We start from the raw sequence: 26776 nt of genomic DNA, 5'->3' as shown, positions 1-26776 counted from the left end.
CAGGGGAGACCTACCTCTCAGCAGGGGCGGGGCACCGGCCGGGCGCGCGTAGCGTAAGGCTGGTGCCCCGCCTCACCCGTGACCGGATCACCTGGCTGACCTACGCCCAGCTCGGTCTGTGGGGCTTCTTCCTCTACGGGTTCGGCCCGGTCGTACCCCTGCTCCGCGACGAACAGGGCACCAGCGCCGCCGTCGCCGGCCTGCACAGCACCGGCATCGCCGTGGGCGCGCTCGCCGGCGGCGCGCTGTTCGCCCCGGTCGCCCGCCGCCTCGGCCGCGGCCCGGCCATCTGGCTCGGCCTCGCCGGTGTCGCTGCCGGAGTCACCGCGCTCGGCCTGCTCCGCCCGCTGCCGGCCACGCTCGCCTCCGTCGCGGTCATCGCCACCTTCGGCATGATGGTCGTCAGCGGCGTCAGCGTGGTGCTCACCGCCCGGCACGGACCCGCCGCCCCCGCCGCGCTCACCGAGGCCAACGCGGCCTGCGCCGGCATGGGCATCCTGGCGCCGCTGACCATCGGCGCCACCGTCGACGCCGGTCTCGGCTGGCGACCCCTGATGGCCGTCGAGGTCGGGCTGATCACGCTCGTCGCGCTCGCCGCCCTGACCTTCCGGGTACGCGGGCCGAAAACCGCCCCCGCTGACGCGGCTGCCGGCACACCCGTCTCCGTGGCCGCCTCCACCCGGGTGTCCGCTGTCCCCGCTCCCGGGGTTTCCGAGGCCGTCGTGCCTGCTCCCGTCGTCCCCGCTCCCGTCGTCCCCGGTCCCGTGGTGCCTGCTCCCGTCGTCCCCGCTCCCGTGGTGCCTGCTTCGGTCGTGCCCGCTCCTGCCGTGCCCGCTCCTGCCGTGCCCGCTCCTGCCGTGCCCGCTCCTGCCGTGCCCGCTTCGGTTGTTCCCGCCTCCGGTGCCGTCGAGGCCGTCGCCACCGATTCCTCCGTCCGGGCCTCGGCCGTTCCCGCCTCCGGGGAGCCCGTTTCCTCCTTCGGCTCCGGTGCGGCGGGGCGGCTGCCGCGTGCGTACTGGATCGCCTGGGTTCTGATGTCCGTCACCGGGTCGATCGAGGTCTGCCTGTCGTTGTGGACCGCCGACGTGCTGCGGACCCATGCCGGGCTGAGCGCGGGCGGGGCGTCGGCGGCGGTCGCTGCGATCGTCTGCGGCATGTTCGCCGGCCGGCTCGCCGGTGGCCGGGCCGCGTTGCGCTGGGCGCCGGTGCCGCTGCTGCTCGGCGCGCTCACCGTCTCGATGGCCGGGTTCGCGCTGTTCTGGGGCAGCACCGTCGGCTGGCTCGCGGTCACCGGGCTGGTCGTGCTCGGGCTCGGCAACGCGCTGCACTACCCGTTGGCGATCTCGATCGCGCTGGCCGTCGCCGGTCCGGCTGCGGACAAGGCGGCGGGCTGGTCCGCGTACTCGATGGGTGTGGGTTTCGGGATCGCGCCGGTGGCGCTCGGATGGGTGGCCGACGGCGTCGGCCCGCACCCGGCGTTCCTGCTGCTGCCCGCGTTCATCGCGGTGGCGGTGCTGCTGACCGTACGGCTGGGCCGTGCCCTCCCCGCGCCGGTCCGCGCGGCTTGATCGACTCCATGTCGGCGAGGTGGCGGCTTCCGGCGCTCAGGGATGCCGCCATTTCGGCGAGGTGGCGGTATCCGGTGCTCAGGGATGCCGCCACTTCGGGGAGGTTGTGTTCGGTCGGCTCAGCGCGTCCGGGCGAGTGTGAGGTCGTCGGCGGTGGGTGTCATGGCCGCCGTGCGCTGCCTGCTTGGTGCGGGTGGCTTGATCGACTCCATGTCGGCGAGGTGGCGGTATCCGGTGCTCAGGGATGCCGCCATTTCGGGGAGGTTGTGTTCGGTCGGCTCAGAGCACCCGGGCGAGCGTGACCCCGTCGGCGATCGGCAGCATGACCGCCTCGACGCGGACGTCCGCGATGACCGCGTCGTTGAACGCGGCGATCGCCCGGTCGTCGGCGTTGCGTGGGGCGAGCACCCGGCCGTCGCGCAGCGTGTTGTCGACGGCGATCACCGCGCCGGGACGCATGCGGGGCACCAGCTCGTCCCAGTAGATCGGGTAGCCGACCTTGTCCGCGTCGATGAACGCGAAGTCCAGGTAACGCTCGCGGGGCAGCTCGCGCAGCGTCTCCGCGGCCGGGCCGATGCGCAGCTCGATGCGGTCCTGAACACCGGCGCGCTGCCAGTAGCGCCGGGCCACGCCCGTGTACTCCTCGGAGATGTCGAAGCAGGTCAACCGGCCGTTCTCGGCCAGCCCTCGGGCGATGGCCAGCGAGGAGAGGCCGGTGAACGTGCCGACCTCGACCGCCTGCCGTACGCCGAGCAGCCGGGTCAGGAACGTCAGGAACGCGGCCTGTTCGGGCGCGACCTGCATGACCGCCTCGGCGGGCAGGGCCGCCCGGGTCTCCTCGGCCAGCTCCTGGACGATCTCGTCCGGGGCGGACCCGTGGGCCACCAGGTAGGCGTGCAGTTCCGGGGTGAGCGGCAGCGGCTTCGTGGTCATGTCCGGACGTTAGCCGAGATGTTCGATCTCCTGGCCCCCGGGCGCGATCTTCGTCCACAGGTCGACGATGCTCAGCTCCACCTCGGCGAGCAGCCGGCGCAGCAACGGCAGGGACAACCCCACCACCGTGCCCGGGTCACCCTCGATCCCGGTCAGGAACGCCCCGCCCAGCCCGTCGATGGTGAACGCGCCCGCCACGGCCAGCGGCTCGCCCGTCGCCACGTACGCGGCGATCTCGTCGTCGCTGACATCCGCGAAGTGCACGGTGGTCGAGGCGACGGCCTCGGCGCGCGACTCGTGGGTCACGTCGATCAGGCAGTGCCCGGTGTGCAGGACACCGCTGTGCCCGCGCATCCGCTGCCACCGCCGGGTGGCGTCCGCCGCGTCATCGGGCTTGCCGAGGATCTCGCCGTCGAAGGCGAGTACCGAGTCACAGCCGAGCACCAGCGTGCGCTCGTCCGGCGAGGGCCGCAGCCGATCACGTACCGCCTGCGCCTTCAGCCGGGCCAGCTCCAGGCACAGATCCTCGGCCCGATCGCTCACCACCTGCGACTCGTCCACGCCGCTGACCAGCACGTCCGGCTCGATCCCGGCGGCCTGGAGCAACTTGCGGCGGGCGGGAGACTGCGAGGCGAGCACGAGGCGCACCGGTACGGAGGTCGACACCCCGCCGACGCTACCGGCTGACCCTCGGCGGCGGGTCGTCGGCACGTCGGCGGCGCCGCCAGAACAGGTACCCGCCGCCCGCCGCCACCAGCACACCGAGGGTGGCGAGCCCGCGTACGGTCGCGCTGCCGTCGTCACCCTTGTCGGGTGCTGCCTCCGCTGACGCCGGTGGCGTGACGTTGGAGGACTCGAAGCCGAGCGGCGGTACGTCGGCGGTGAGCGCGGCGACCAGGTCGATGACGCCGTAGCCGTACTGGTCGTCGCGGCCGGGTGGCCCCTTGTCGACGGCGGTGGCGGTCAGCCGGTGGGCGACTTCCTGGGCAGGGAGGTTGGGGTACTTGGAGCGGATGAGAGCAGCAGCCCCGGCAACGATCGCAGTGGCGCTGGAAGTCCCTGTGCCCTTCGAGTACTTGCCGTCGTAGCTGGTGCTGTAGATATCGACAGCAGGAGCAACTAGATCAATCTCAGGGCCGGTGGCTGAGATTGGGGCGTGTAGCCCGGACCTGTCGATGCCACCCACGCCGATAACGCCGGGCTCAGACGCGGGGTAGCCGACAGTCGGATCCTCTGGCTGATTGCCGACCGCAGCAACTACGACGATCTCCGCTTTTAGCGCTGATCGAATAGCGCCCTGCAGGCGACTGGTTGCCCCTGCTACTGCCGAGATGCTGATTACGTCAGCGTGGTTAGCCACCGCCCATTCCACGCTCGCTGCCAGCTCGTCTGCGCTTCCTCTGCCGTCGACGAGTCGTGTGCGGATTGGCAGCAGCTTAGCCCTTGGTGCCACGCCGAGGGCACCGCTGTTGTCACGCTGCCCGTGCGCCGCAATAAGGCCAGCCATGGATGTGCCGTGCCCGTCTCGGTCTTGTCGACCATCTCCTTCGCTCGACAGATCGGTGCCTGCAAGCAGGTTTTCCCTCAAGTCCGGATGAGGGTCGATCCCTGTGTCCGGGACTGCGACGGTTACTCCCTCGCCCTCGCTCATTGCCTGAGCTGCAGCTGCGTTCAGAAATCTGAGGTGCCACTGGTCCTGACGAACATTTGGAGCCGTTGCTGCCGCTGGTGCGGCCAAGACGGAGCTGGCTAGGCAGGCGGAGGCCAAGCGAACTACCAGGGAGAGGTTCATTATCGATCGAGGCCGATTGCAGGTCCCGGATCTGGGGGGCGGTCATCGGGTGGGCGCATGACAGGATCGACGCCCTCGGTGACTTGCCAAGGATCGTCAGGATCCCATGATTTCTCATCATCGGTTCCGGTATGAGGCTTGGCTCTTGTCGTGGGCGTACTGAAGCTCGCCGGGCCAAAAGCTGTCGAACCGGGGCCTCCCCCCAAAGGGATGGCGCCCGGAGTGCCGGACGAGAGCAATCTTCCCGTGCCCGGTCGAGAGCCGGCACCTCCAGTTGGGGCAGTTCCCGCCCCTCCTCCACCAATCACGCCGCCCACCGGATTGACTCGTCGTCCACTCGTGCCGCCATTCGTAGGTGGCAGCCCAACTGCCGGGCCTCCACCGATGACGCCGCCGATGGGCGCCGACTTGGGCGGAGGGGGTGGCGATCCGCCCGAGAATCGTCCCGGCGGAATGCCCCCAGGTGTGTTTGGCGTCGGCGGTTTGAGGGTCGAACCGGTGATCGGAGCGATTGGCGGGGTAAACGCTCCGCCGCCGGTAGGACCAACGGAGCCTGGGTGTGGCGGTAGGCCGGGTGCAGCGCTAGGCGTTGGAGGGGCGACGCCGGTGCTGATACCGCCGAGGACAGGTCCCCTGTTCGCTTCGGTTGAAATGGCTGCAGGACGAGATACGGGCCCGGCACGGTGTTGAGGATTATCCGGGACGGATGTCGGCACCGGAACTACAGGGGGAATTATTGGTGCCGTAGAGGCGTAAGTGTCTGTGTCTTCAGTTTGCCGCGGGAGCTTTGGCTTCGGTGGTGGCTGGCGAAGCATGACCTGGGCGTGCTGGAGTTCGCCGCTCAACCCCGTCATCAACCCGCGTGCCCGGACGTTCAACTGCTCCAGGTCGTCGTCCGTCACCGGGGGCCGTTCCGGCAACCGGCTGCCCGCCACCGCCTTCGGGTCGGCGATCGTCGCCTCGTACGCCTGCTTCTGCCGCAGCTTCTTCGCGTACTCCTCGTGCAGCGGCTGCAGCTCGGCCCGCGCGCTGCCGATGGCGCGGGCGGCGGCCGCCAACGCGTCGTAGTTCGCGGCGGCGGCGTCGTGGGTGCGCTGCACGCGGTCGATGAGCTGGTCGAGTTCGGCGATGTACGCCCGCGCGGCGGTGTTGGTCTCCGGCGGCCACGCCTCGGCCAGACCGCGCCGGTATTCCCGAAGGCGGCTCAGGTGGGCCAGGGCGAGGTCGCAGACCTTGCGCCAGCCGGCCACCTGCTTCCACTGGCCGGCGGTGTCCTGGTCCTGCACGCACGCCCACATGCTGAGGACGTCCATCAGCCGCCAGTCGGTCAGCCCGGAGGTGCGTCCGCTGCCCCGTTCGATCACGGCAGGATCACCCGGCTCTGTTCGGGGGCGGTGGGGTCGGCCAGTGGCGGCATCGGGCGGGCGACGGTGCTCGACGGCCCGGCGAGCGCTCGTTCGACGTCGGCCACTCGGGCGGAGGAGAACGCGTCGGCGTCGCCGTAGTGGGCGGCGATCCGCCCGGCGGCGTCGGCGAGGCGGCCGGTCGCCGGTGCGAGATCCCACACGGCGCTCACCGCGGCGGTCTGGGTGTCGTGGTGGGCCTGGAGGAACTGGACCAGCTCGATGAAGGCGTCGGCCGGGTTGGGCACCGGCGCCTTCATGTCGTCGGCGATGTAGGACAGGTGCGGCGAGTAGTTGCGCGTCACCTCGTCCTGGAGGCGGTCGGCGAACTCCCGCATCTGCCGGATGTCGGCCTCGATGCCGCCGTAGCCGCGCAGCCAGCCGGCTGGCTGGTTGTCCTCCGGGATCATCGGAGCCTCCTGCCCGTCACCACACGGTTTCCCTGAGTGAGGTTAATGGCTCGACGCTGATCCCGGCAGCCCCGCCCCGTCGCCGTGGGCGGGAGGTGAGGTCAGCGGGGGAGGCCGGAGGCCCGCCACGCGCCGGGCCCCGCGACGGGCCCGGCCAGGGCGGGGCGTGCGCTGCGCGCCCACTGCGACACGAGGGCCGGCGCTGCGGCCTGGGCCGGGCGGGTGCGCACCACGATCGCGCCGACCAGAGCGGCCAGCTCCTCGGCGGTGGGCACGCCACGGACGATCCGGAACAGCGGCTCCTCGGCAGACATGACCCAAGGGTACGCGTCGCGAATTCGACCTTCGCCGTACAGTGGCGTGCCGACGGTGTGGGCGTCGCAGCGGCCGGGTACGGTTTCTGCGATGTCGAACGCGCTCCCCCAACTCGTCGCCGACCGATACCGGCTTCTCACGCCGCTCGGTCAAGGCGGCATGGGCCGCGTCTGGAAGGCGCGGGACGAGGTGCTGCACCGGGACGTGGCCATCAAGGAACTGGTCCCGCCCCCCGGCCTCACCCCGGAGGAGCGCCGCGAGATGCGTGAGCGCTCGCTGCGTGAGGCGCGGGCGATCGCCCGGCTCAACAACGTCAACGTGGTCCGCATCTTCGACGTGCTGCGCACCGACGGCGATCCGTGGATCGTCATGGAGTACGTGGCGTCGAAGTCGTTGCAGGACACCATCGCCGAGGACGGCCCGGTCTCGGTGGCGAAGGCGGTCGAGATCGGCCTCGGCGTGCTGAACGCGTTGAAGGCCGCGCACAAGGCCGGGATCATGCACCGCGACGTCAAGCCGGGCAATGTGCTGCTCGGCGAGGACGGCCGCGTGGTGCTCACCGACTTCGGCCTGGCCACCATCCCCGGCGACCCGAACGTGACGCGCACCGGCATGGTGCTGGGCTCGCCCGCGTACATCTCGCCGGAGCGCGCCCGCGACGGCACTGCCGGCCCGGAGGCGGACCTCTGGTCGCTCGGCGCCACGCTCTACGCGGCGGTCGAGGGCAAGTCGCCGTACGCGCGCCCGTCGGCGATCGCCACGCTCGCCGCGCTCGCCACCGAGCCGATGCCGCCGCCGCGCAACGCCGGGCCGCTCAAGCCGGTGCTCCAGGGCCTGCTGCGCAAGGACCCGGACGAGCGGATCACCGCCGAGGTGGCCGAGCGCATGCTGCGCAAGGCCGCCGGCCGGCGGGCCAAGAGCATCTCGCTGCTGGACGGCGTACGCCGGCCCGGGCCGAACGGTCCGCGCGTGCCGCGCCCGCCGCTGGTGCCCGCGCCGCGCCCGGCCGACCAGGCCGAACGCGCCGCGTCCGGGGTCGCCGCAACCGGGGGTACGGCGGCAGCCGCCGACCCGACGGCGAAGGTGCCGGCGCCCACCTCGGACGCCGGGCCCACCGCGAAGGTGACCCCGCCGCCCGCCGACCCGACGGCGAAGCTCGACCCGGCGCCCTCGACCGACGAGACGCTTGTGGACGACGAGGCCCGGGTGGACGGCGTCGACCCGGCGCTGGACGAGACGCGGCTCGACGGCGAGCCGGTCACCGACACCCCGGCACCGGTGAGCCCGGCCGCGTCCGGCTCCGCGCCGGTCAGCCCGGCTCCGGCTTCAGCCGATCCCGCGCCGTCGACCGGCCGGGCGACGGTGCTGCCGGTCGAGAAGTCCGCGCCCAACCGGCGCAACCTGCTGATCGGCGCACTGGTCCTGCTGCTGCTCGTCGGCCTGGTGGTGGCCGTGCCGCTGCTGAACAACGGTGACGACGGCGACGGCGGTGAGCCGACGGCCGGCACCTCGGCGTCGGTGGCGCCGCCGCCCGCGCCGAGCGAGAGCGCGTCGCCGAGCGCCCCGGCGGCGTCGGCCAGCCCCACGCCGTCGGCCAGCCCGTCGGCGTCCGGGGCCGCGTTGCCGGCCGGCTGGCGCCTCTACACCGGCCCGAACGGCTTCAAGGTGCCGATCCCGGAGAACTTCCAGGCGCGGGTCGGCGGGGACAACGTCGTGCTCTACGAGGTCGGCGGCAGCCGGCGGGTGCTGTTCATCCAGTGGACGTCCGATCCGAAGCCCGACGCGTACACCGACTGGCAGAAACAGGAGCCGTACCGCGCGTCGCGTGTGCGGGGCTACAAGCTGGTCGGCATCACCAAGTGCGACGGCTACTACCGCACCTGCGCCGACTGGGACTGGCTGGAGACGCGCAACGGCGACACCCGCTTCCACGTCCGCAACCGGGGTGTGGCGACCGCCGGCAACCGGGGCTTCGCGTTGCGCTGGGAGGTGCCCGCGAAGGACTGGGACGCCAACCTGGCCAACTGGGAGATCATCACCAAGGGCTTCGTGCCGGACCGCAAGAACTGACCGGGAATCCCGCGGTTACGAAACTCGCTCGCATGGCTTTCCGTCGTCGGGGGTATGAATCCCTCCGACGACGGAAGGAGGCGCGACATGGGTTACCGACGGAGGTACACCGGCCCGCGGCTGGCACTGTGGATGCTCGTGGCGCTCGGCGACGTCGTACTGCTCCTGATCAGCGCCGGCCTGTCCGCGCCGGTCGCGGTCCTCGGCGTGCTGACGCTCACTGTCGCCGGTGTGGCGGCGTGGCGCCTGATGCGCCGGACGCCGGTGCCCGTCCCGGCCACCGCGCGCCGCAGAGCCTGACCTCGGGTACGACGACAGCGGGACCGCCCCGAGACGAGGCGGTCCCATTGCTTTCGCGCGCCGGTCAGGTGTTGTTGGCAAGCGCGATCAGCCGGCTGCGGTCACCGTTCCAGTAGTTGCGGTCGACGTTGCCGCTGATCCCGGAGACGGAGCCGGTGCTGGTGTACTGCCAGAAGCTCCAGAACGGGGCGCCGGCCGGCAGGGTGCCCGGCGCGCTGGCCCAGCGGGCGAGCCACAGCGGGTGGTTGGCCCACGGGCCGGTCCAGCTGCCGGTGCACTGGTTCCACCAGCTCGTTGTGGTGTAGATGACCGCGTACCGGCCGGTGCGGGAGCGGTAGGTGTTCAGGAAGTCCTGGATCCAGTTGCGCATGCCGGTGGTGCTCAGGCCGTAGCAGTAGCCGCCGCTGTACGGGTTGCCCTCGATGTCCAGCGCGGCGGGAAGCGTACGGCTGTCCGCCGACCAGGCGCCACCGTTGCTGGCCAGGTAGTTGGCCTGGGTGGAACCGGCGGAGATGTTCGGCCGGGCGAAGTGGTACGCCCCGCGGATCACCCCGGCGTTGTACGCGTTGACGTAGTTCGCGTTGAAGTTCGGGTCCTTGTAGCTCGTACCCTCGGTGGCCTTGATGAAGGCGAACTGGATGCCCGAGTTGCGCACGCTGGTCCAGTTGATGCTGCCCTGGTAGCGGGAGACGTCGATCCCGGGCGTGGTCGCGGCGGCGGCCGGTCCGGCGGTCGCCACGAGGGCCGCGGCCGCGGTGGCGGCGGCGGCCAGGCCGGCGGCGAGAAGCCGGCGTACGGAGAGTCTGGTACGGGCCATGGTTGCCTCCAGAGGGACGTCCGTTGATTGATGCCCATCTTTGGAGGTTAGTGCCCTAGATCGCAATAGGAAGAAAGGAAATCTTCATCGACGGTCGTCGTTCGCCCAGGTGGCACGTCAGTTGCTGATCAGCGCAGGGTGCTCGGGTCCATCGCCCAGCGGAACGGCTCGGTGACACTGAGCGTCTCGCCCGCCTTGGCGACGGCATCCTCGACGTAGTGCGCGCCGTCGAGCCGGTGCAGCCGCAGCGCGTGGCTGTCGCCGTCCTGCTCGACGAGCAGGTACCACGGAATCCGGGCGATCGCGTAGAGCTGCATCTTCAACACCCGGTCGACTCCGGAGTTCCGGGGCGAGACGACCTCGCCGACCAGCGCCACACGTTCCGCGTCCAGGATCGCGCCCTCGTCGTCGGCATCTGTGACGACGAGGTCGGGGATCATGATCCGGTCGACGCCGAGCCGAACGTTGACGCCGTGATGGACGCAGAACCCGACCGGCGCGGCCACCGACTCGACGGCGTTCGCCAACCGGCGCACCACCCGCTGATGCCGCAGGTCCGGGGCGGGGCTGACGACCAGTCCTCGGTCGAACAGTTCGACGCGGTGGTGACCGTCGCCCATCGCGAGATAATCGGCCTCGGTCAGCGGGGTCACGGACGCACCAGTTACCGAATCCACCCGACATCATCTCCGTTCCAGTAACTGCCCGGCCAAGTCTGACCGGCTGCGGGAGCACGCCGGTCGAACGACACGGCTCGGGGCGGTAGGCTCCCCGCCCATGCCCCTGATCGACGGTCTCACCACGCTCTGGGACACGCTGATGAGCGCCCAGCCGGACCCGCCGCCGCTGCTCGTGATGGTCACCGCCGTGGTCGCGCTCGCGGTGGTCGTGGCCCGGCTGCCCTGGCGGATCGCCCGTAACGCGGTGACCATCGCGCACGAGGGCGGCCATGCGCTCGTCGCGTTGCTCACCGGCCGGCGGCTGCACGGCATCCGGCTGCACTCGGACACCTCCGGGCTGACGCTGTCCGCCGGCCGTCCCACCGGGCCCGGCATGATCCTCACGCTGCTCGCCGGGTACGTCGCGCCGTCGCTGCTCGGCCTCGGCGGCGCGTGGCTGCTGGCCGGGAACCGGATCACGCTGCTGCTCTGGCTCGCGGTGGCGCTGCTGCTGGCCATGCTGGTGATGATCCGCAACCTGTTCGGCGTGCTGTCGCTACTTGTCACCGGTGGGGTGGTGCTCGCCGTCTCCTGGTACACCTCGCCCGAGGTGCAGGCCGCGTTCGCCTGGACGTCGGTCTGGTTCCTGCTGATCGGCGGCGTACGGCCGGTGTTCGAGCTGCACCGGCAACGCGCCCGGGGCCGGATGCCGCAGTCCGACGCCGACCAGCTCGCCCGGATCACGCCGTTCCCGGCGCTGTTCTGGGTGGGCCTGTTCCTGCTGGTGAGCGTGGGCGCACTCGCCGCCGGAGCGCTGCTGCTGGCCGGCCCGATCCTGGCCGACGCGGGGCTCACCGGCTGACCGTGCCGAGCCGCACGAACGCGCCGAGCCGCGCCGAGCCGGCCGCAGCACGCCGTATCGCGCCGCGGAGCGGGCCGCTACGTGGCAGGGCAGAATCGGACCGTGCGATACGTGATCATCGGAGCGGGCGCGGTCGGCGGCACCATCGGCGTACTCCTGGCCGACGCCGGCCACGACGTGACGCTCGTGGCCCGCGGCGCGCACCTGGACGCGCTCCGGGAGCGGGGTCTGACGCTGCGCACGCCGGACCGTGACGTGACCGGCCGGCTCCCGGCGGTGGCCGGGCCGGACGGGCCGCCGCTGCCGGCGGACACAGTGCTGGTCCTCATCGTGAAGTCGCAGGACACCGTGGCGGCGCTCGACGTCTGGGCGGACGCCCCGGTCGAGGGTGGCGGGACGGCGGGCGAACGGCTGCCGGTCGTGCTGGCCCAGAACGGCGTCGCGAACGAGCCGGCCGCGCTGCGGCGCTTCGCCCGCGTACACCCGGTGTGCGTGTGGCTGCCCGCCACCCACCTGGAGCCGGGCGTGGTGGTCGCCAACGGCCATCCGCATCCGGGCATGCTGCACATCGGCCGCTACCCGAGCGGCGCCGACGACACCAGCCGCGCGGTCGCCGCCGACCTGACCGCCGCCGGGTTCGTCGCGCCGGTGCGCGACGACGTGATGCGCTGGAAGTACGGCAAGCTGCTCGCCAACCTCGGCAACGGCCTCCAGGCGCTGCTCGGCCGGGACGTGCCCGAAGCCCTGTCGAAACGGGTACGCGCCGAGGGCGAGGCGGCGCTCGCGGCCGCCGGCATCGCCCACACCTCGGTCGAGGAGGAGGCCGCGGAACGCGGTGACCTGGTGTCGCACCGGCCGGTCGGCGGCGCGGAGCGCTCCGGCGGCTCCACCTGGCAGAGCCTGGCCCGTGGTGCGGGCTCGGTCGAGACCGACCACCTCAACGGCGAGATCGTGCTGCTCGGGCGACTGCACGGCGTACCCACCCCGGCCAACGCGGCGGTGCAGACCGCGGTACGCCGGGCCGTCCGCGACCGGATCCCGGCCGGCGGCTTCCCGCTCGGCGAGTTGGAGAAATTGCTCGGCTGAGCGGGCAACCCGCGCCGCGCCGCCAGGCGTGTCCCCTCACGAACACGGGGAGGTGGCAGGTGCCCGACAGCGACGGCTTCGACGAGTTCTACCGGGGCAGCCGGCAGCGGCTGCTCGGCTTCGTCTACGTGCTCACCGGCGACCTCGCCGAGGCGCAGGACGCCGTGCAGGAGGCGTACATCCGGGCCTGGCAGCGGTGGTCCACAGTGCGTGCGTACGACGACCCGGAGGCATGGGTACGTGTGGTGGCGAGCCGGATCGCGGTGAGCCGCTGGCGCAGCCTGCGCAGCCGGGCGCGCGCCTACCTGCGGCACGGCGCGGTGGCGGACGTGCCGGCGCCGAGCACCGAGACGCTGGACGTGGTCGCCGCGCTGCGCCGGCTGCCCGAGGCCCAGCGCACCGCGATCGCCATGCACTACCTGCTCGGCATGCCGGTCGCCGAGGTGGCGCGGGAGACCGAGGCCCCGATCGGCACCGTCAAGGCCCGGCTGTCCCGGGGGCGGAACGCGCTCGCCGGGCTGCTCGCCGTGGTGGACCTGGAAGAGGAGGCGGCAGATGCCTGACGACGTCGCGCTCGTGGAGTTGCTGCACCGGGACCTGCGCAACGTCACCTGGCCGGAGCCGGAGGCGATCCGGGCCACGGCCCGGCGGCGCAGCCGGCGCTCCGCCGCACTCGCCGCGGTCTCGGTGGTGGTCGTCGCGGCGCTCACCGCGACCCTCGTGGACCGGGGTGGTGCGCCGCCACCGCCCGCCGGCGCCGTCGACGGGCCGGGGGAGATCGTGGCCGAGGCGATGCTGGAACCGGCCGACATCCCCGTTCCCACAGGCGAGCGGCTCAGCGAGACCGGCCTCGACGAGCCGGTCCGGGTCGACGACCTCCTCCAGGTCTGCGCCGGGGAACAGGGGCGGCCGGCCGAGGAACCGCGCTCGCGCTACTCGCGGTCGCAGACCCTGATGGAACCGCCGACCGAGCCCGCGACCACCGTCGGATCGGTCCTCACCCAAGAGGTCTACCGGATGGAACCCGGGGCGGCGGGCCGGTTCGTCACCGACCTGGAGGGCACTGTCGCGGCCTGCGGCGCGTGGCGGACGACGGGCCAGGCCTACACCGAGCGGGGGATGGTCAGCGCCGAGGTCGTGCACCGCTGGTACGTCGCGGCGAGCGGCTTCGCCGGCGATCAGGCGCTGCTGCTGCGCCACGAGGCGAGCGTGCCGCCGGACCAGGCGACCGGCCGGCCGCCCGGCTATGCGCCGTTGTACGAGGACCGGCTGGTCGTAAGGGTGGGTGACCTGGTGACGGTGCTGATCCCGTCCGGCCGGCTGCGGACCGACCTGCCCCAGGGCCAGGTGCCCGAGGCCAGGGTGACCGAGGAACAGGTACGGCAGATGGCCCGGGTCGCGGCCGAGCGGATGTGCGTGGCCGCGAACCCGGGTTGCTGACGCCGGTGCCCCGCCGACTCGGTGGCGGGGCACCAGGTCGGCTACAGCGGGATGTTGCCGTGCTTCTTCGGCGGCAGCGTCTCGCGCTTGGTGCGCAGCACCCGCAGCGCCCGCACGATCTGGGTACGCGTCTCGTGCGGCGGGATCACCCCGTCGACGTAGCCGCGCTCGGCGGCGATGTACGGGTTGGCGAGCGTGTCCTCGTACTCGGCGATCTTCTCGGCGCGGACGGCGGCCGGGTCCTCGGCGTTCGCCAGCTCCGAGCGGTAGAGGATGTTCACCGCGCCCTGCGCGCCCATCACCGCGATCTGCGCGGTCGGCCAGGCGAAGTTCAGGTCCGCGCCGAGGTGCTTGGAGCCCATCACGTCGTACGCGCCGCCGTAGGCCTTGCGGGTGATGACTGTGACCTTCGGGACGGTGGCCTCGGCGTACGCGTAGATGAGCTTCGCGCCGCGGCGGATGATGCCGTCCCACTCCTGGCCGGTGCCGGGCAGGAAGCCGGGCACGTCGACGAAGGTGAGCACCGGCACGTTGAACGCGTCGCAGGTGCGCACGAACCGGGCCGCCTTCTCCGAGGCGGCGATGTCGAGCGTGCCGGCGAACTGCATCGGCTGGTTCGCCACCACGCCCACCGGGCGCCCCTCGACGCGGCCGAAACCGACAACCATGTTCTGCGCGTACAGCGGCTGCACCTCGAGGAACTCGCCGTCGTCGAGCACGTGCTCGATGACCCGGTGCATGTCGTACGGCTGGTTCGCCGAGTCCGGGATCAGCGTGTCCAGTTCCCGGTCCTCCTCGGTGACGTCGAGGATCGCGGGCGCGTCGAAGACCGGCGGCTCGTCCAGGTTGTTCGACGGCAGGTACGACAGCAGCGCCTTGACGTACTCGATCGCGTCCTCCTCGTCGGTGCCGAGGTAGTGCGCGTTGCCGCTGCGGGTGTTGTGGGTGCGGGCGCCGCCCAGCTCCTCCATGCCGACGTCCTCGCCGGTGACCGTCTTGATCACGTCGGGGCCGGTGATGAACATGTGCGAGGTCTGGTCGACCATGACGGTGAAGTCGGTGACCGCCGGGGAGTAGACGGCGCCGCCCGCGCACGGGCCCATGATCAGCGAGATCTGCGGGATGACGCCGCTGGCCCGGACGTTGCGGAAGAAGATCTCGCCGTAGAGGCCGAGGGAGGTGACGCCCTCCTGGATCCGCGCGCCGCCGGAGTCGTTGATGCCGACGACCGGGCAGCCGATCTTCATGGCGAGGTCCATCAGCTTGACGATCTTCTCGCCGAAGACCTCGCCGAGGGAGCCGCCGAAGACGGTGAAGTCCTGCGAGAAGACGCAGACCTGCCGGCCGTCCACGGTGCCGTAGCCGGTCACCACGCCGTCCCCGTACGGGCGGGTCTTCTCCAGCCCGAAGTTGGTCGAGCGATGCCGGGCGAACTCGTCCAGCTCGACGAACGAGCCCTCGTCGAGGAGCATCTCGATCCGCTCGCGGGCGGTCTTCTTGCCCCGCGCGTGCTGCTTCTCGACCGCGCGTGCCGACCCGGCGTGCACCGCCTCGTCGAGCCGTCGCTCCAGGTCCGCCAGCTTGCCGGCGGTCGTGTGGATGTTGAACCCGGTCTCGGTAGTCACCCGTGGAATATAACGATGGTTCAGGTGTCTGAGGCTGTGCAGTGCGCCTCACCGCTTCGCGGCGACCGGCGGACCCGGTGGCCGTAGGCTGGCGGGATGCCCGGTTCGCCGTACACCGATCTGGACCGACCGCCGCTGTCGGCGGCCCGGCTGCGGCGCGCGCTCGTCGCGCCGCACGGGCCCTGGCGCCGGTTGGAGTTGCTGGCCGAGACCGGCTCGACGAACGCGGACGTGGTGGCCGCGGCGCGGGCCGGAGAGCCGGAGGGCCTGGTGGTGGTCGCCGAGCGGCAGACCGCCGGCCGCGGCCGCCGGGGCCGCGTCTGGCAGTCGCCGCCGCGCGCCGGTCTCGCGACGAGCGTGCTGCTGCGGCCCGGCGAGGCGGTCGCGGAGCGCGGCTGGTCGCCCGTGCCCACCACCGGGTACGGCTGGCTGCCGCTGCTGGCCGGTGTCGCGCTGGCCGAGGCGGTACGGCTGCTGGCCGAGCTGGACGCGCGGCTGAAGTGGCCCAACGATCTGCTGGTGGACGGTGCGAAGTGCGCCGGGGTGCTGGCCGAGGCGGTGCCGGGGGAGAACGACAGGCCGCCCGCGATCGTGGTCGGTGTCGGGCTGAACGTGACGCTGCGCGCCGACGAGCTGCCGGAGAACCCGACCGGGCTGCCCGCCACGTCGCTCCAGCTCGCCGGCGCCACCGCCACCGACCGCGATCCGCTGCTGCGGGCGCTGCTGCGCTCGCTCGCCGACTGGTACGAGCGCTGGCGTGACGCCGGAGGCGACGCGGAGGCCAGCGGGCTGCGTGAGGCGTACCTGGCGGGGTGCGCCACAGTCGGCCGCCAGGTGCGGGTGCTGCTGCCCGACGGCCGCGAGGCGCACGGCACCGCCACCGGCGTGGACGCCGACGGGCAGCTCCTGGTCGAGACGGGCGCCGAGACGCTGCGGCTGGCCGCAGGCGACGTGCTGCACCTGCGGTGAAAGGAAGGGCACCCTCTTAACGCCTCCGGTAGAGGAAGGGCCCCCTGTTAACAACCACGGGTAGCCGTCCGCGCGGCCGATGCCGGCCGGATGCGCCGACCGGTTACGGTCAGCGCGTCCGGTTCTGCGAGGAGGTTCAGCCGTGGCGTTCCCCGAAGACGTGCTCACCGAGGACGAGCACGTCGTGTTGCACCTGCACCCGCACTGGAAGGCCCTGATCCGGCCGGTCCTGGTGCTCGTGCTCGCCGTCGCGGCGGTCGTCGCCGGGTGGCTCCTGCTGCCCGACGGCAGCGGCGGCACGATCGCGCTCTACGCGATCGCGGTGGTCGGCCTGGCACTGGTGCTGTGGCTGGGTCTGTGGCCGTTCCTGGTCTGGCGCACCACGCACTACCTGTTCACCAACGAGCGGGTGCTGCTCCAGCAGGGGGTGCTGTCGCGTAACCGGCGGGACCTGCCGCTGACCCGGATCAACGACCACGCCATGCACCAGCGTTTCGTGGAGCGGCTGCTCGGCTGCGGCACGCTGACCATCGAGTCGGCGGGTGAGCGCGGCCAGTCGGTGCTGCACGACGTGCCGGGCGTGGACAAGGTTCAGACGAAGCTCTACGAGCTGGTCGAGGCGCACCACGACAAGCACAGCCTGGGTGACGGCGAGATGCGCGAGATCCTGGCCGACATGACCGAGGGCAAGGCCCTGCGCGACCAGCCCTGACGTTGACCGACGGAAAAGGCCGGCACCCCGTGTCAGGGGTGCCGGCCTCTCGTCGTTCAGCGGCGGGCGCGGCGGGGCTGGAGTTCCGCGGCGAGTTCGGCGTCCAGGTCGGCGCCGAGCGCGCCACCCAGTCCGGCGTCCGCCGGTGCGGGGCGGCCACGCGGTGGCGGGAAGTCGGCCACCCGGCCGGCGCCCGGAGCTGGTTCCTCCTCCTCCAGCTCGCTGACCGACTCGGCCAGCTCGGCCACCGGGTCCATCTCGGCGACGTTGTCCCACTCGTCACGCGGCACCGAGTGCCAGGTCTCCTCGGCGTGCTTGGGTACCGGCTGGAAGACGAACGTGCGGTACGACCAGAAGCGGAACAGCGTGGCCAGCAGGACACCGATGGTCTTGGCGACGTTCAGCGCGAGCAGGCCGTGTACGCCGAGGCCGTACTTGGCCAGGGCCAGGACGCCGAGTTCGATGAGCAGACCCGCGCCGTTGAAGAGGAAGAACAGGACGTATTCGCGCCGGAGTGCCGATTTCGGTCGATCACGGTACGTCCAGTGACGATTCATCAGATACGACGTGATCGTGGCGACAATCGTCGCGATCACTGTCGCCTTCAGCTGACCGTCACGGAAAACCGTGAGTGCCAGCGCATTGAACACCGCGTAATTGATGACGGTGTTGATGCCGCCGACGATGCCGAATTTGAGCGCCTCGTGGATGAACTTCTGCCAGCGCTCGGGCAGCAGACGGACTCCAGGCATGCGGAACACCTTAGGCAGTTGGCTGGGCCGGCTGGGCCCGGCGGGTCGGGATGGGCGGTTCGTCACGCCCCGGACTCTCGGTCGTGGCTCGTTGCCGGAACGGGAGGTGTTCCCGCCTCGACGAAGACGAACCGTCGGTACGACCAGAACCGGAAGAGTGTCCCCAGGCCGGTGCCGACGACGAAGCTGGCGATGTTGTCGGCGAGGGGGGTCTGGAACACCGCGGGCCAGATCGCGCCCAGCCCGTAGTGGCTGATCGCCAGGCAGGCCACCGCGATGCCGAGGCCGACCGCGTTGAAGAAGAAGAACAGCGCGTACTCGCGGGCCGGGTTCGACCGCTGCCGGTGCCGCCACGTCCAGAACCGGTTGCCGAGGAAGGCGACGGTCGCGGCGATCACCGTGGAGATGGTCTTCGCGGCCAGCGGTGCCATGTCCCGGCCGCTGGACAGGTAGTTGAAGAGGATGAAGTCCACGACGAAGGCCAGGCCGCCGACGGTGGCGAACTTGCTCAGCTCGTGGATGAGGTGACCGAAACGGTCGAGCAGTGCTCCGATCGGACCCCGGCGGGTCTGCGGAGCCCCCGGTTGGTCTCCGGTCATCGTCGCGGCCACCCGCCGAGAGTACCGGTTGCGCGGTAACCGGGCGGACTGCAACGGCGAGTCGGCCACGACGGCTTCGCCGCGGCCGTCGCGCTCGGGCTGCCGGGGTCGGAGAGGCGTCGCCCGTTCTCGATGTCCGTGAGCAGAGCGTAACGCGCTGTGCGAATCTGTGGAGCGCATCACGGAATCGTCTTTCGCGACATGTTCGTACGCTTCAACGCGATCGGGCGTCGCGGTCACTCGGTGCCGGACCCGGCCGTCGAAGGTTCACCGCAGGATTTGCGTGAAACTGCGCGCGAAAGCGGGTATCAGATCGTGATGCCGCAGCGTGGCCGTACCTTGTGCAGTTCTTCACAACCAGTCCCACTGACTGACGAGGCAGTCCGGTTTACGCTGAGCCCAATCCCAGGTTTCCACGAGGCGGCGTACCAGCCCGCCGGAACTCGTGCACCCCATAGATCGGTCAGCGTCGACCACAAGGAGAAGTGACATGGTTGCTCCGGCTGCTGTTCGGGGTATCGATCAGGCCCCGACGTCCAACCCCAAGCTGCTCGCCTGGGTACGTGAGGTCGCGGAACTGACCACCCCGGACCGTGTGGTCTGGGTGGACGGGTCTGATGAGGAGTGGCGCCGCCTCACCGACGAACTCGTCGAGAACGGCACCCTGATCCGCCTCAATCCCGAGAAGAAGCCCAACTCGTTCTACGCGCGTACCGACCCCACGGACGTCGCCCGGGTGGAGGAGCGCACCTTCATCTGCTCCGTCGACGAGGCGGACGCCGGCCCCACCAACAACTGGATGGCGCCGGCCGAGATGAAGCGGACGATGACGGAGCTGTACCGCGGCAGCATGCGCGGGCGCACCATGTACGTCATCCCGTTCTGCATGGGCCCGGTCGAGGCCGAGAACCCCATGTTCGGCGTGGAGATCACCGACAGCCCGTACGTCGTCGCCTCGATGCGGATCATGACCCGGATGGGGTCGTCGATCCTGGAGGCGATGGGCGACGACGCCGACTTCGTGCACGCGCTGCACTCCATCGGCGCCCCGCTCGCGCCGGGTGCGCAGGACGTGGCGTGGCCGTGCAACGAGACCAAGTACATCTCGCACTTCCCGGAGACCCGGGAGATCTGGTCGTACGGCTCCGGCTACGGCGGCAACTCGCTGCTCGGCAAGAAGTGCTACTCGCTGCGTATCGCCAGCGTGATGGGGCGCGACGAGGGCTGGCTCGCCGAGCACATGCTGATCCTCAAGATCACCTCGCCCGAGGGCAAGGTCTACCACATCGCCGGCGCCTTCCCGTCGGCCTGCGGCAAGACCAACCTCGCCATGCTGGAGCCGACCATCCCGGGCTGGAAGGTCGAGACCATCGGCGACGACATCGCCTGGATGCGGTTCGGCGCGGACGGCCGCCTCTACGCGATCAACCCCGAGTACGGCCTGTTCGGCGTCGCACCCGGCACCGACTGGAAGACCAACGCCAACGCCATGCGGACGCTGGACCGGGGCAACTCCATCTTCACCAACGTGGCGCTCACCGACGACGGCGACATCTGGTGGGAGGGCATGGGTGAGCCGCCGGCGCACCTGATCGACTGGAAGGGCAACGACTGGACGCCGGAGAGCGAGAGCCTCTCCTCGCACGCGAACAGCCGTTTCTGCACGCCGATCACGCAGTGCCCGATCCTGGCCGACGACTACTACGACCCGAACGGCGTGCCGATCGACGCGATCCTGTTCGGTGGCCGCCGCCGGGACACCATCCCGCTGGTCACCGAGGCCCGCGACTGGGTGCACGGCGTCTACATGGGCGCCACGCTCTCCTCGGAGACGACCGCCGCCGCCTCCGGCGCGGTCGGCGTGGTCCGCCGCGACCCGATGGCCATGCTGCCGTTCATCGGTTACAACGCCGGCGACTACTTCCGGCACTGGATCGAGATGGGCAAGGGCGCGGACGGCGACGAGGCCAAGCTGCCCAAGATCTACTACGTGAACTGGTTCCGCAAGGACGCCGAGGGCAACTTCCTCTGGCCGGGCTTCGGCGAGAACTCCCGCGTGCTCAAGTGGGTCATCGAGCGGCTGGAGGGCCGGGCCGAGGCCGTGGAGACGCCGATCGGCATGGTGCCGGCGCAGGACGCGCTCGACGTCGAGGGTCTGGACATGACCCCGGAGGACGTCCGGATCGCGCTGAAGGTCGACGCGGACGAGTGGCGCAACGAGCTGCCGCTGGTCACCGAGTGGTTCGAGAAGTTCGGGGACAAGCTCCCCGGCGTGCTCTGGGCCGAGCTGGACGCGCTGCGCGCCCGGCTGGACGCGGAGCCGCAGAAGTAACAGGTGTGCCTGTTGCCCCCGCCGGGCAACATCGGATGCCATGAGGACGGCCGCTGAACCTGTCGAGGTCCGGCGGCCGTCCGCCGTCCGGGCGCTCACCACGCTGCTCGCCGTGACCGCGGCGGCCACCGTCGTGGTCGAGCTGCTCAACTACTGGTACGCCCCGGAGCAGGAGTTCGGTCTGGCCGTACGCACCGGCTGGGCGATGCTCCGGTCGCTCGGCTTCCTGCTGCTGATCGGGCAGGTGAACAAGGGCCGGGTGGGTGCGCGGCCGTTCGGGCTGATCCTGGCCGTGACCACGATCTTCGCGGTCGGGCGGCTGATCGTGCCCCGGCAGGGGGTGCCCGCGCTGCCGGGCCTGGTCGGGTTCGCCGTGCTCACCGCGCTCTGCGTCGCCGTGGTGGTGCTGCTCTACCGCTCCGAAGCGATCCGCGCGCACCTGGTCCGGCACCGCAAGGGCCTGGTCGTCGAGGGCGGGACGATCGCCTGGCGGGAGATGGCGCCGAAGCGCCCGCAGGCGAACGGCTGGCTGCTCACCGCCCGGGTCGCGGCGTTCACCTACAGCCCGCTGATGCTGGTGCCGGCGCTCGTCGCGACCGGCGCCGTACTGGACGGGCGGCTGGCCGCCGTACCGGCATTGATCTTCTGGTTCGGCGCCGGCATCGCGGTCAGCTACGCCGTGCTGTTCTGCACGGCCTTCCTGCTGCGCGACCGGGCATGGGCGCGCCGGGCGCTGGTAGTGGTCACACTCGGCGTCCTGGCGATCGACCTGCCGCTGTGCTGGTGGCTGCTCGGCACCGACGGCCTGATCCGCGACGGCGCCCCCCTGGTCACGGCGGCGGCCCTCACCTTCTACTCCCTGCACCGCGCCACCCGCACCCCGCCCTCGCTCGGTTGACCATGAAGTTGGCGGCGGATTCGATCTCCGTCGCTGCCGTCAACCTCATGATCGTCGCCCGGGGCGGGGTGCGGCGGGGCAGGATGAGAGGGTGTGGGACGTCGTGGTGGTGGGGGCGGGGCCGGCCGGAGCGGCCGCCGCGCTCGGCGCGCGGCGGGCCGGGGCGGCGCGGGTGCTGCTGCTCGACCGGTCCGACTTTCCCCGCGACAAGGCGTGCGGAGACGGTATCGCCGCGCACGCGCTGGACGTCCTCGCCGAGCTGGGCGTGACCGGGGCGGTCGACGGCTACGCGCCACTGCCCGCGCTGCGCCTGGTCGGCCCCGGTGGCGGCACCGTCGCCCGGACGCTGCCCCGGCCCGCGTACACGGTGCCCCGCGAGGTGTTCGACGCACGCCTGGTTGCAGCGGCGGTGGCGGCCGGCGCGGAGTTGCGGCGGCACACCGTACGCCGGGTGGAGATCGGCGCCGACCGGGTGCTGCTCGACGGAGAGCTGTCCGCGCGGGCGGTGGTCGGTGCTGACGGCGCCGGATCGGTGGTGCGGCGCGCGCTCGGTCATCCGGTCAACCCGGACCGGCACCTGGCGCTCGCCATCCGGGGCTACGCGCCCACACCGGCCGGGCCGCCCGAACAGCTCATCGTCACCTCGGCGGCGCGCTGGCCCGCGTACGCCTGGGCCTTTCCGATCGGCGACGGTCGCGCGAACGTCGGGTACGGGGAGGTGTTGCGCGGCGAGCCACTGACCCGCGCGCACCTGCTGGACCGGATGGCCGCGCTGCTCCCGGACGTCGACGCGGCCACGGTGACCGACCTGCGGGCCCACCACCTGCCGCTGTCCACCCACCGGCCCGCGCCCGGCCGGGGCAGGGTGGTGCTGGCCGGGGACGCGCTGTCGCTGATCAACCCGTTCACCGGCGAGGGCATCTTCTACGCGCTGCGCTCCGGAGCGCTCGCCGGCGCGGCGGCGGCCGGCTCCCCGGCCGGGGCCGCCCGGGCGTACGCCGCCGCGCTGCGCGCCCGGCTCGGCACCCACCTGCGGCACAGCTCGGTGGCGGCGTGGCTGGCCCGGCGGCGCCGGGTGGTCGACGCGGTGGTCGGCGCGGCCCGGCGGGACGAACGCGTCTACCGCACCGTGGTGGAGCTGGGACTCGGTGACGGCCGGCTGGACGCGCGCACCCTGATGGCGATCGGGGCGGACCTGCCGCGACCACGCCGGACCGGTGCACAGTCAGGTGATATGCCACCGAGACACTGATCTCTCCCGCGGGTCGCTACCCTGCAAGGTGATGACTCTGCGGAAACTCCTCTACTCCGTGTACGAGCGCCGGCTGACGGCGAAGCTCGCGGGCAAGCCCGTACCCGCACACGTCGGCGTGATGTGCGACGGCAACCGCAGATGGGCCCGGGAGATGGGCTTCGTCGACCCGAACGACGGCCACCGGATGGGCGCCGAGCGGATCAAGGAGCTGCTCCGCTGGTGCGACGCGGCAGGCGTCGGGCACGTCACACTCTGGCTGCTCTCCACCGACAACCTGTCCCGCCCGGCCGCCGAGCTGGACCCGCTGCTCCAGATCATCGAGGACCTCACCACCGAGCTGGCGGAGGAGGACAACCCCTGGCGGCTGCGGATGGTCGGCGCGCTCGACGTGCTGCCGGCGCAGCACGCCGCCGCGCTCAAGGCCGCCGAGGAACGCACCCGCGACCGCGACGGCGGGGCTCAGGTCAACATCGCGGTCGGGTACGGCGGGCGGCGCGAGATCGCCGACGCGGTCCGCTCGCTGCTGGTGGAGCACGCGGCGAACGGCGGCACGATCGAGGAGCTGGCCACCTCGATCAACGTCGACCACATCTCCGAGCACCTCTACACGAAGGGGCTGCCGGACCCGGATCTGATCATCCGGACCAGTGGCGAGCAGCGGCTCTCCGGCTTCATGCTCTGGCAGAGCGCGCACTCGGAGTTCTACTTCTGCGAGCTGAACTGGCCCGACTTCCGCAAGGTCGACTTCCTGCGGGCCCTGCGCTCCTACGCCACCCGCCAGCGCCGCTTCGGCACCTGACCCCCTCGCCCCCACCGCCCCACCCGCCGCCCTCGCCCCGGCGATCTTGCACTTTCGGCCCCGAGGGCGGGGCTTTTGCCCTGCTTTGCCGGGGCGGCAAGTGCAAGATCGCGGGGGAGAAACCGCGGGGGCGGGGGCGGGGGTGTCAGCGGAGGTGGGGCAGGGCGGCGGTGAGGAAGTCGGCCAGGGCGGCCGGGGAGTCCAGAGTCAGGTCGGCGGCGTCGGCCACCTCGTGACCGGTCTCCGGGTTGGCGACGGCGACGCAGACACCGAGGAAGTCGGGATCGGCGGCGGCGCGGGCGCGCAGCGCGGCGAACGCCTTGATGTCGGAGACGTCGTCGCCGAAGTACCAGGCGCCACCGGCGTCCCGGACCGTCTCGCCGATCACCATGCCCTTGTCCCGGTCGACAGGGGGCTTCAGTTCCAGCACCATCCGGCCCGGCTGGGCGCGCAGGCCCAGCCGCTCGGCCTGGGCCCGGCCCCACTCCTGCACCAGGTCGCCGAGCTGCGGGGCGGTACGCCAGTGCAGCGCCACGGAGAGCCGCTTGAACTCGACGAGCGCGCCGGGCGGCAGTTCGGCGCGGGCCTGCTCGGCCAGCTCCGACATGGTCGGCACCCACGGCAGGGCGGCCGGCTCGGTGACCGTCTCGCCGCCGGAGTGGCTGTGCTCCAGGCCGTATAGCCCGTACAGGTCGATGCCGGCGAGGCCGCCGAGGTGGTCACGCAGGAAGTCCACCGGGCGGGCGGAGACGATGGCGATCCGGCGGACGTGCGGGGCGAGCGCCTCCAGCGCGGTGAGCACGTTGGGCGCGGGCCGTACGGCCGTGGGGTCGTCGTCGACGGGCGCCAGTGTGCCGTCGAAGTCGAAGAAGAGGACGACGTCACCCGCGCGGTCAGCGGTCGCACGCCAGGCGTGCTCCGCGTTCAACGGGGTCTTCGGCTGCTGGTTGCCCAGATTCAACGGCGGCACGCGCGTCAGCGTACCCCGCGCCGGGCGGCGTATTCGTGGCCGAGATGTGACGTCGGAACGACGTGGGGATCAGCGTTCGGCGGCTCCTCGTCCCCGGCGACCGAACGGCACCACGGCCGCCTCCTGCCCGTGGCTGAGCAGGTAGCCCTCCACGAAGCCGGTGTTGCGGTCGCCGGTGTGCGCCTCGATCTCGTTGAGCCGCGCCACCAGGAACTCGGTGAGCGCGCTGACCCGGTCGTTGAGCCGATCGTGCAGCTCGGCGACGACGGCGAGGATCACCGCGGTGCCGGCCGTGGTGAGCGCGAAGAGGTTGACGACCAGGGGAAGCTGCCCGCCGTCCAGTACGCCGACCACCACGTTGCCGGTCACGCACGATGTCAGCGACACCACCGCGACCACGACTGCCAACCATTTCAGGGTCATGGACAGACCCCTCCTTCTGTCCCGCAGGGCTGGGTTCGGCTGTGTCCCGTCCCCCCGCCGATGACGAGCCCCTAGCAGTACAAACGTGGACGCTAGCGGGTCCGATCCGTCCCCGAGGCGAAACGATCGGGTCCGACCTTCCGTTCTTTCGCCATCTGAGGAACTACCCGGCTTGTTTACCCCTATTTCGGACACCGCCCGGCAGAGTCGGGCGATATGCGAGGTAACGAATGGTTTCTCGAATGTGGAACTTCTCCGCGTCGGAGACGTTCGGATCGACCAGCCGGCGCAGCAGCGCCTCCACGTCCGGGTCCATCGGGGGCGGGGTCGGCGCGGTACGCGGTCCGGCGGCCCGGTCCCAGCCGAGCGCGGTGAACGCGGCGGCGGGGTCCAGCCCCAGCCCCTCGCAGAAGGCGACCACCCGTTCCGCCTCCGGGTCGCTGGCCCAGTCGCCGCGTACCCATCGGTTGATGGTCTGGCGGGAGACGCCGGTGCGCCGGGAGACCTCGGTGCCGCTCCAGGCCCGCAGTGCGCGGGCGTCGTCGAGCGCGCGCCGGACGAAGGTGGCGAACGCGATCTTCCGTGCGTTGGTCGTCTCGGTCACCCCGTGACGGTACGGCCAGTCGGTCCCTAGAGGACGGCTCGGCGCGCTGCTGTCACGCTGACGTGACGATGATCCGGGATTCCCGGTAAACGATCCAGTGCTGCTCGTGAGGGGTGTCACCCGGGCAGAATAGATGGACACGAGTACGGCGGCAAAGGCCTGAAAAGCTGATACTGTCACGCTCATGAGACAACTTACGGTGTGTCACGTGCTTGAGACGACGAGTGCTCACATGCGTCACTCCGCGGGTGCCGAGGGGGTTTCGTGACCGAGCTCGCGACACGTGCCCAGGCTTTCGGGCTGATCGCGGACGGAGTGTCCGCCGGGCTGAGCGCCCCCTGGCGTCTCTATCTCGCCCGCGGGTGCCGGTATCTCTCACTCAGCGTCGGCGACCGGGGGGAGTGGGACGCCTGGCGGACCCATCTCGGCTGCCCGGAGCTGAGCGTGCGGGTCTACGACTCCGGCGGGGAGATCCGCCGGGCGTCGGTGGCCGAGGTGATCCTCGACGGCTGCCGGATCAGCGTGGAGCTGGTTGAGGAGGTCAGCACCGACGATCTGGAGCGCCTGCTGGTGGTCGACCCGCTGCCCGGGGCGGACGAGCGATGACCCCCTTTCTCGCCGTGGTGCTCGTTCTCCTGCTCGGCTCCACGTGCTACGCGGCCGGGCGCCTGCACGGTCAGCTCAGCTACCGCATCGGCTACCGGTTCGGTTACCGCCAGGGCTACTTCGACGGTGACCGGGGCGCCTGGAACCGCCGTCGGCGAGATGCCCAGGCGGCGATCGCCTCGGCGCTGTCCGGTCCCGGCCCGACCGTGGTGACCTCGGCCGGGCGCTCGGCCGTGCCGTTCGGCGGCACCTCCGTACCCGCAGCGGTCGCCGCCCGGCCCGGCTCGGCCCCGGCCGTCCGCGTCACCGCCACGGCCCAGCTCGGCGCCGTCGGCCGGGTGGGCACCACGTACACCGGATCGTCGTTCGGCGCGGCCGGCGCCGGACCGCGGGCCGGCACGCTGGTGCGCCGCCAGGGCTGAGGCCCGCGCCGCGTCGCGGCGCCGCAGTGGACGACCGGCCGGGGTGCGCGCAGGGGGCATGCATCCCGGCCGGTTCCGGTCCGCCGGTCACTCGAACGGGTGTACGTCCGGCGAAGACCGAACGATGATCCACGCGCACCTCTAGCCCCGCGGCC

30 protein-coding genes are annotated in these 26776 nt (G+C 71.6%); 16 read left to right on the top strand and 14 right to left on the bottom strand.

All coding sequences use genetic code 11. The features are described 5' to 3' along the window. Positions 1 to 62 precede the first annotated feature (62 nt). Positions 63 to 1568 carry a sugar MFS transporter gene (locus BFV98_RS15215; protein WP_071096821.1) on the top strand — a complete coding sequence of 502 codons (1506 nt, stop codon included), beginning with the start codon at positions 63 to 65 and terminating at the stop codon, positions 1566 to 1568. A gap of 119 nt (positions 1569 to 1687) precedes the next feature. Here BFV98_RS15215 and BFV98_RS32685 read toward each other — a convergent pair whose 3' ends face one another. Genes BFV98_RS32685 through mycP form a run of 4 tightly spaced genes read right to left on the bottom strand, consistent with a single transcriptional unit; the run spans position 1688 to position 4293 of the window. Further along, entirely contained in the window at positions 1688 to 1822 is a 135-nt protein-coding gene (locus BFV98_RS32685) for a hypothetical protein (RefSeq protein ID WP_255352853.1), read from the bottom strand. 25 nt (positions 1823 to 1847) lie between these two features. Further along, positions 1848 to 2501, bottom strand: a complete 654-nt coding sequence (locus BFV98_RS15210; protein WP_013284038.1) for an O-methyltransferase — start codon at positions 2499 to 2501, stop codon at positions 1848 to 1850. A 9-nt stretch (positions 2502 to 2510) separates the two neighbouring features. Beyond that, entirely contained in the window at positions 2511 to 3167 is a 657-nt protein-coding gene (locus tag BFV98_RS15205) for a nucleoside triphosphate pyrophosphatase (RefSeq protein ID WP_013284039.1), read from the bottom strand. 10 nt (positions 3168 to 3177) lie between these two features. Next, positions 3178 to 4293, bottom strand: coding sequence for a type VII secretion-associated serine protease mycosin (gene mycP / locus BFV98_RS15200; RefSeq protein ID WP_052166156.1), 1116 nt, complete (start codon positions 4291 to 4293; stop codon positions 3178 to 3180). A gap of 813 nt (positions 4294 to 5106) precedes the next feature. On the opposite strand from mycP, the gene BFV98_RS33080 reads away from it, so the two are divergent. Further along, on the top strand, positions 5107 to 5361 hold the full coding sequence (locus BFV98_RS33080) for a hypothetical protein (RefSeq protein ID WP_030270705.1): 255 nt from the start codon (positions 5107 to 5109) through the stop codon (positions 5359 to 5361). Positions 5362 to 5653: 292 nt separating this feature from the next. Here the strand turns inward: BFV98_RS33080 and BFV98_RS15190 are convergent, their stop codons facing one another. Continuing rightward, positions 5654 to 6106, bottom strand: coding sequence for a hypothetical protein (locus BFV98_RS15190; RefSeq protein WP_013284042.1), 453 nt, complete (start codon positions 6104 to 6106; stop codon positions 5654 to 5656). 101 nt (positions 6107 to 6207) lie between these two features. After that, positions 6208 to 6420: an acyl-CoA carboxylase subunit epsilon gene (locus BFV98_RS15185; RefSeq protein WP_071096820.1), complete on the bottom strand. Its 213-nt coding sequence runs from the start codon at positions 6418 to 6420 to the stop codon at positions 6208 to 6210. A 91-nt stretch (positions 6421 to 6511) separates the two neighbouring features. On the opposite strand from BFV98_RS15185, the gene BFV98_RS15180 reads away from it, so the two are divergent. Both BFV98_RS15180 and BFV98_RS15175 read left to right on the top strand, forming a co-directional pair. Then, positions 6512 to 8491 (top strand): serine/threonine-protein kinase, encoded by a 1980-nt coding sequence (locus BFV98_RS15180; RefSeq protein WP_013284044.1) that lies wholly within the window; start codon positions 6512 to 6514, stop codon positions 8489 to 8491. Between the two features lie 87 nt (positions 8492 to 8578). Next, the gene (locus BFV98_RS15175) at positions 8579 to 8791 is read left to right on the top strand and encodes a hypothetical protein (protein WP_013284045.1); all 213 of its coding nucleotides are present in this window, start codon (positions 8579 to 8581) and stop codon (positions 8789 to 8791) included. A gap of 64 nt (positions 8792 to 8855) precedes the next feature. On the opposite strand, the gene BFV98_RS15170 is transcribed toward BFV98_RS15175, so the two are convergent. Then, positions 8856 to 9608, bottom strand: a complete 753-nt coding sequence (locus BFV98_RS15170) for a GH25 family lysozyme (RefSeq protein ID WP_013284046.1) — start codon at positions 9606 to 9608, stop codon at positions 8856 to 8858. Between the two features lie 128 nt (positions 9609 to 9736). Next, the gene (locus BFV98_RS15165; protein ID WP_071096818.1) at positions 9737 to 10285 is read right to left on the bottom strand and encodes a Uma2 family endonuclease; all 549 of its coding nucleotides are present in this window, start codon (positions 10283 to 10285) and stop codon (positions 9737 to 9739) included. Positions 10286 to 10385: 100 nt separating this feature from the next. Between BFV98_RS15165 and BFV98_RS15160 the strand changes: the two genes are divergently transcribed. The 4 genes from BFV98_RS15160 (at position 10386) to BFV98_RS15145 (ending at position 13655) form a co-directional block, all read left to right on the top strand. After that, positions 10386 to 11129 carry a M50 family metallopeptidase gene (locus tag BFV98_RS15160; protein ID WP_071096816.1) on the top strand — a complete coding sequence of 248 codons (744 nt, stop codon included), beginning with the start codon at positions 10386 to 10388 and terminating at the stop codon, positions 11127 to 11129. A gap of 102 nt (positions 11130 to 11231) precedes the next feature. Further along, positions 11232 to 12215 carry a ketopantoate reductase family protein gene (locus BFV98_RS15155; protein ID WP_071096814.1) on the top strand — a complete coding sequence of 328 codons (984 nt, stop codon included), beginning with the start codon at positions 11232 to 11234 and terminating at the stop codon, positions 12213 to 12215. A 59-nt stretch (positions 12216 to 12274) separates the two neighbouring features. Further along, entirely contained in the window at positions 12275 to 12778 is a 504-nt protein-coding gene (locus tag BFV98_RS15150; protein WP_030270712.1) for a SigE family RNA polymerase sigma factor, read from the top strand. Then, complete coding sequence (locus tag BFV98_RS15145; protein ID WP_030270714.1) at positions 12771 to 13655, top strand: hypothetical protein; 885 nt, start codon at positions 12771 to 12773, stop codon at positions 13653 to 13655. The genes BFV98_RS15150 and BFV98_RS15145 overlap by 8 nt, the downstream gene beginning before the upstream one ends. 41 nt (positions 13656 to 13696) lie before the next feature. Here BFV98_RS15145 and BFV98_RS15140 read toward each other — a convergent pair whose 3' ends face one another. After that, positions 13697 to 15280 (bottom strand): acyl-CoA carboxylase subunit beta, encoded by a 1584-nt coding sequence (locus BFV98_RS15140; protein ID WP_013474013.1) that lies wholly within the window; start codon positions 15278 to 15280, stop codon positions 13697 to 13699. Between the two features lie 96 nt (positions 15281 to 15376). Between BFV98_RS15140 and BFV98_RS15135 the strand changes: the two genes are divergently transcribed. Both BFV98_RS15135 and BFV98_RS15130 read left to right on the top strand, forming a co-directional pair. Then, positions 15377 to 16249, top strand: coding sequence for a biotin--[acetyl-CoA-carboxylase] ligase (locus BFV98_RS15135; protein WP_071096809.1), 873 nt, complete (start codon positions 15377 to 15379; stop codon positions 16247 to 16249). Between the two features lie 142 nt (positions 16250 to 16391). Beyond that, complete coding sequence (locus BFV98_RS15130) at positions 16392 to 16961, top strand: PH domain-containing protein (protein WP_013284054.1); 570 nt, start codon at positions 16392 to 16394, stop codon at positions 16959 to 16961. 56 nt (positions 16962 to 17017) lie between these two features. Here BFV98_RS15130 and BFV98_RS15125 read toward each other — a convergent pair whose 3' ends face one another. Together BFV98_RS15125 and BFV98_RS15120 are read right to left on the bottom strand one after the other, a co-directional pair. Continuing rightward, positions 17018 to 17713 carry a GtrA family protein gene (locus BFV98_RS15125; RefSeq protein WP_013474015.1) on the bottom strand — a complete coding sequence of 232 codons (696 nt, stop codon included), beginning with the start codon at positions 17711 to 17713 and terminating at the stop codon, positions 17018 to 17020. A gap of 62 nt (positions 17714 to 17775) precedes the next feature. Further along, positions 17776 to 18312, bottom strand: a complete 537-nt coding sequence (locus tag BFV98_RS15120) for a GtrA family protein (protein WP_013284056.1) — start codon at positions 18310 to 18312, stop codon at positions 17776 to 17778. 490 nt (positions 18313 to 18802) lie between these two features. On the opposite strand from BFV98_RS15120, the gene BFV98_RS15115 reads away from it, so the two are divergent. The 4 genes from BFV98_RS15115 to BFV98_RS15100 all read left to right on the top strand — a co-directional run bounded on the left by BFV98_RS15115 (position 18803) and on the right by BFV98_RS15100 (position 23596). Continuing rightward, positions 18803 to 20644, top strand: coding sequence for a phosphoenolpyruvate carboxykinase (GTP) (locus BFV98_RS15115; RefSeq protein WP_013284057.1), 1842 nt, complete (start codon positions 18803 to 18805; stop codon positions 20642 to 20644). 40 nt (positions 20645 to 20684) lie between these two features. Beyond that, a complete protein-coding gene (locus BFV98_RS15110) occupies positions 20685 to 21542 on the top strand; it encodes a hypothetical protein (protein ID WP_013474016.1) in 858 nt (285 codons plus the stop codon). A gap of 91 nt (positions 21543 to 21633) precedes the next feature. Further along, complete coding sequence (locus BFV98_RS15105; protein ID WP_071096807.1) at positions 21634 to 22794, top strand: geranylgeranyl reductase family protein; 1161 nt, start codon at positions 21634 to 21636, stop codon at positions 22792 to 22794. A gap of 31 nt (positions 22795 to 22825) precedes the next feature. Further along, positions 22826 to 23596: an isoprenyl transferase gene (locus BFV98_RS15100; RefSeq protein ID WP_071096806.1), complete on the top strand. Its 771-nt coding sequence runs from the start codon at positions 22826 to 22828 to the stop codon at positions 23594 to 23596. 145 nt (positions 23597 to 23741) lie between these two features. Here BFV98_RS15100 and otsB read toward each other — a convergent pair whose 3' ends face one another. The 3 genes from otsB to BFV98_RS15085 all read right to left on the bottom strand — a co-directional run bounded on the left by otsB (position 23742) and on the right by BFV98_RS15085 (position 25593). After that, positions 23742 to 24566 carry a trehalose-phosphatase gene (otsB, locus tag BFV98_RS15095; protein WP_013284061.1) on the bottom strand — a complete coding sequence of 275 codons (825 nt, stop codon included), beginning with the start codon at positions 24564 to 24566 and terminating at the stop codon, positions 23742 to 23744. 69 nt (positions 24567 to 24635) lie between these two features. After that, positions 24636 to 24989: a hypothetical protein gene (locus BFV98_RS15090; RefSeq protein WP_013284062.1), complete on the bottom strand. Its 354-nt coding sequence runs from the start codon at positions 24987 to 24989 to the stop codon at positions 24636 to 24638. A 163-nt stretch (positions 24990 to 25152) separates the two neighbouring features. Further along, a complete protein-coding gene (locus BFV98_RS15085) occupies positions 25153 to 25593 on the bottom strand; it encodes an XRE family transcriptional regulator (RefSeq protein ID WP_013474018.1) in 441 nt (146 codons plus the stop codon). 264 nt (positions 25594 to 25857) lie between these two features. On the opposite strand from BFV98_RS15085, the gene BFV98_RS15080 reads away from it, so the two are divergent. Together BFV98_RS15080 and BFV98_RS15075 are read left to right on the top strand one after the other, a co-directional pair. Further along, the gene (locus BFV98_RS15080) at positions 25858 to 26199 is read left to right on the top strand and encodes a hypothetical protein (protein ID WP_013284064.1); all 342 of its coding nucleotides are present in this window, start codon (positions 25858 to 25860) and stop codon (positions 26197 to 26199) included. Next, positions 26196 to 26621 (top strand): hypothetical protein, encoded by a 426-nt coding sequence (locus tag BFV98_RS15075; RefSeq protein ID WP_013284065.1) that lies wholly within the window; start codon positions 26196 to 26198, stop codon positions 26619 to 26621. The genes BFV98_RS15080 and BFV98_RS15075 overlap by 4 nt, the downstream gene beginning before the upstream one ends. Positions 26622 to 26776 lie beyond the last annotated feature (155 nt).

Source organism: Micromonospora sp. WMMB235, assembly GCF_001855515.1.
GTDB classification, from domain to species: Bacteria; Actinomycetota; Actinomycetes; order Mycobacteriales; family Micromonosporaceae; genus Micromonospora; species Micromonospora aurantiaca.
This window is presented reverse-complemented; position numbering and strand designations above follow the sequence as displayed.

Excerpts from the sequence above, each read along its gene's own strand:
- BFV98_RS15160 (WP_071096816.1), top strand. The coding sequence starts at position 10,386 with ATGCCCCTGATCGACGGTCTCACCACGCTCTGGGACACGCTGATGAGC.
- BFV98_RS33080 (WP_030270705.1), top strand. The coding sequence starts at position 5,107 with ATGACCTGGGCGTGCTGGAGTTCGCCGCTCAACCCCGTCATCAACCCG.
- BFV98_RS15135 (WP_071096809.1), top strand. The coding sequence starts at position 15,377 with ATGCCCGGTTCGCCGTACACCGATCTGGACCGACCGCCGCTGTCGGCG.
- BFV98_RS15210 (WP_013284038.1), bottom strand. The coding sequence starts at position 2,501 with ATGACCACGAAGCCGCTGCCGCTCACCCCGGAACTGCACGCCTACCTG.
- BFV98_RS15175 (WP_013284045.1), top strand. The coding sequence starts at position 8,579 with ATGGGTTACCGACGGAGGTACACCGGCCCGCGGCTGGCACTGTGGATG.
- BFV98_RS15090 (WP_013284062.1), bottom strand. The coding sequence starts at position 24,989 with ATGACCCTGAAATGGTTGGCAGTCGTGGTCGCGGTGGTGTCGCTGACA.
- BFV98_RS15180 (WP_013284044.1), top strand. The coding sequence starts at position 6,512 with ATGTCGAACGCGCTCCCCCAACTCGTCGCCGACCGATACCGGCTTCTC.
- BFV98_RS15100 (WP_071096806.1), top strand. The coding sequence starts at position 22,826 with ATGACTCTGCGGAAACTCCTCTACTCCGTGTACGAGCGCCGGCTGACG.
- BFV98_RS15190 (WP_013284042.1), bottom strand. The coding sequence starts at position 6,106 with ATGATCCCGGAGGACAACCAGCCAGCCGGCTGGCTGCGCGGCTACGGC.
- BFV98_RS15120 (WP_013284056.1), bottom strand. The coding sequence starts at position 18,312 with ATGACCGGAGACCAACCGGGGGCTCCGCAGACCCGCCGGGGTCCGATC.
- BFV98_RS15125 (WP_013474015.1), bottom strand. The coding sequence starts at position 17,713 with ATGCCTGGAGTCCGTCTGCTGCCCGAGCGCTGGCAGAAGTTCATCCAC.
- BFV98_RS15110 (WP_013474016.1), top strand. The coding sequence starts at position 20,685 with ATGAGGACGGCCGCTGAACCTGTCGAGGTCCGGCGGCCGTCCGCCGTC.
- mycP (WP_052166156.1), bottom strand. The coding sequence starts at position 4,293 with ATGAACCTCTCCCTGGTAGTTCGCTTGGCCTCCGCCTGCCTAGCCAGC.
- BFV98_RS15185 (WP_071096820.1), bottom strand. The coding sequence starts at position 6,420 with ATGTCTGCCGAGGAGCCGCTGTTCCGGATCGTCCGTGGCGTGCCCACC.
- BFV98_RS32685 (WP_255352853.1), bottom strand. The coding sequence starts at position 1,822 with ATGGCGGCATCCCTGAGCACCGGATACCGCCACCTCGCCGACATGGAG.
- BFV98_RS15145 (WP_030270714.1), top strand. The coding sequence starts at position 12,771 with ATGCCTGACGACGTCGCGCTCGTGGAGTTGCTGCACCGGGACCTGCGC.
- BFV98_RS15115 (WP_013284057.1), top strand. The coding sequence starts at position 18,803 with ATGGTTGCTCCGGCTGCTGTTCGGGGTATCGATCAGGCCCCGACGTCC.
- BFV98_RS15075 (WP_013284065.1), top strand. The coding sequence starts at position 26,196 with ATGACCCCCTTTCTCGCCGTGGTGCTCGTTCTCCTGCTCGGCTCCACG.
- BFV98_RS15170 (WP_013284046.1), bottom strand. The coding sequence starts at position 9,608 with ATGGCCCGTACCAGACTCTCCGTACGCCGGCTTCTCGCCGCCGGCCTG.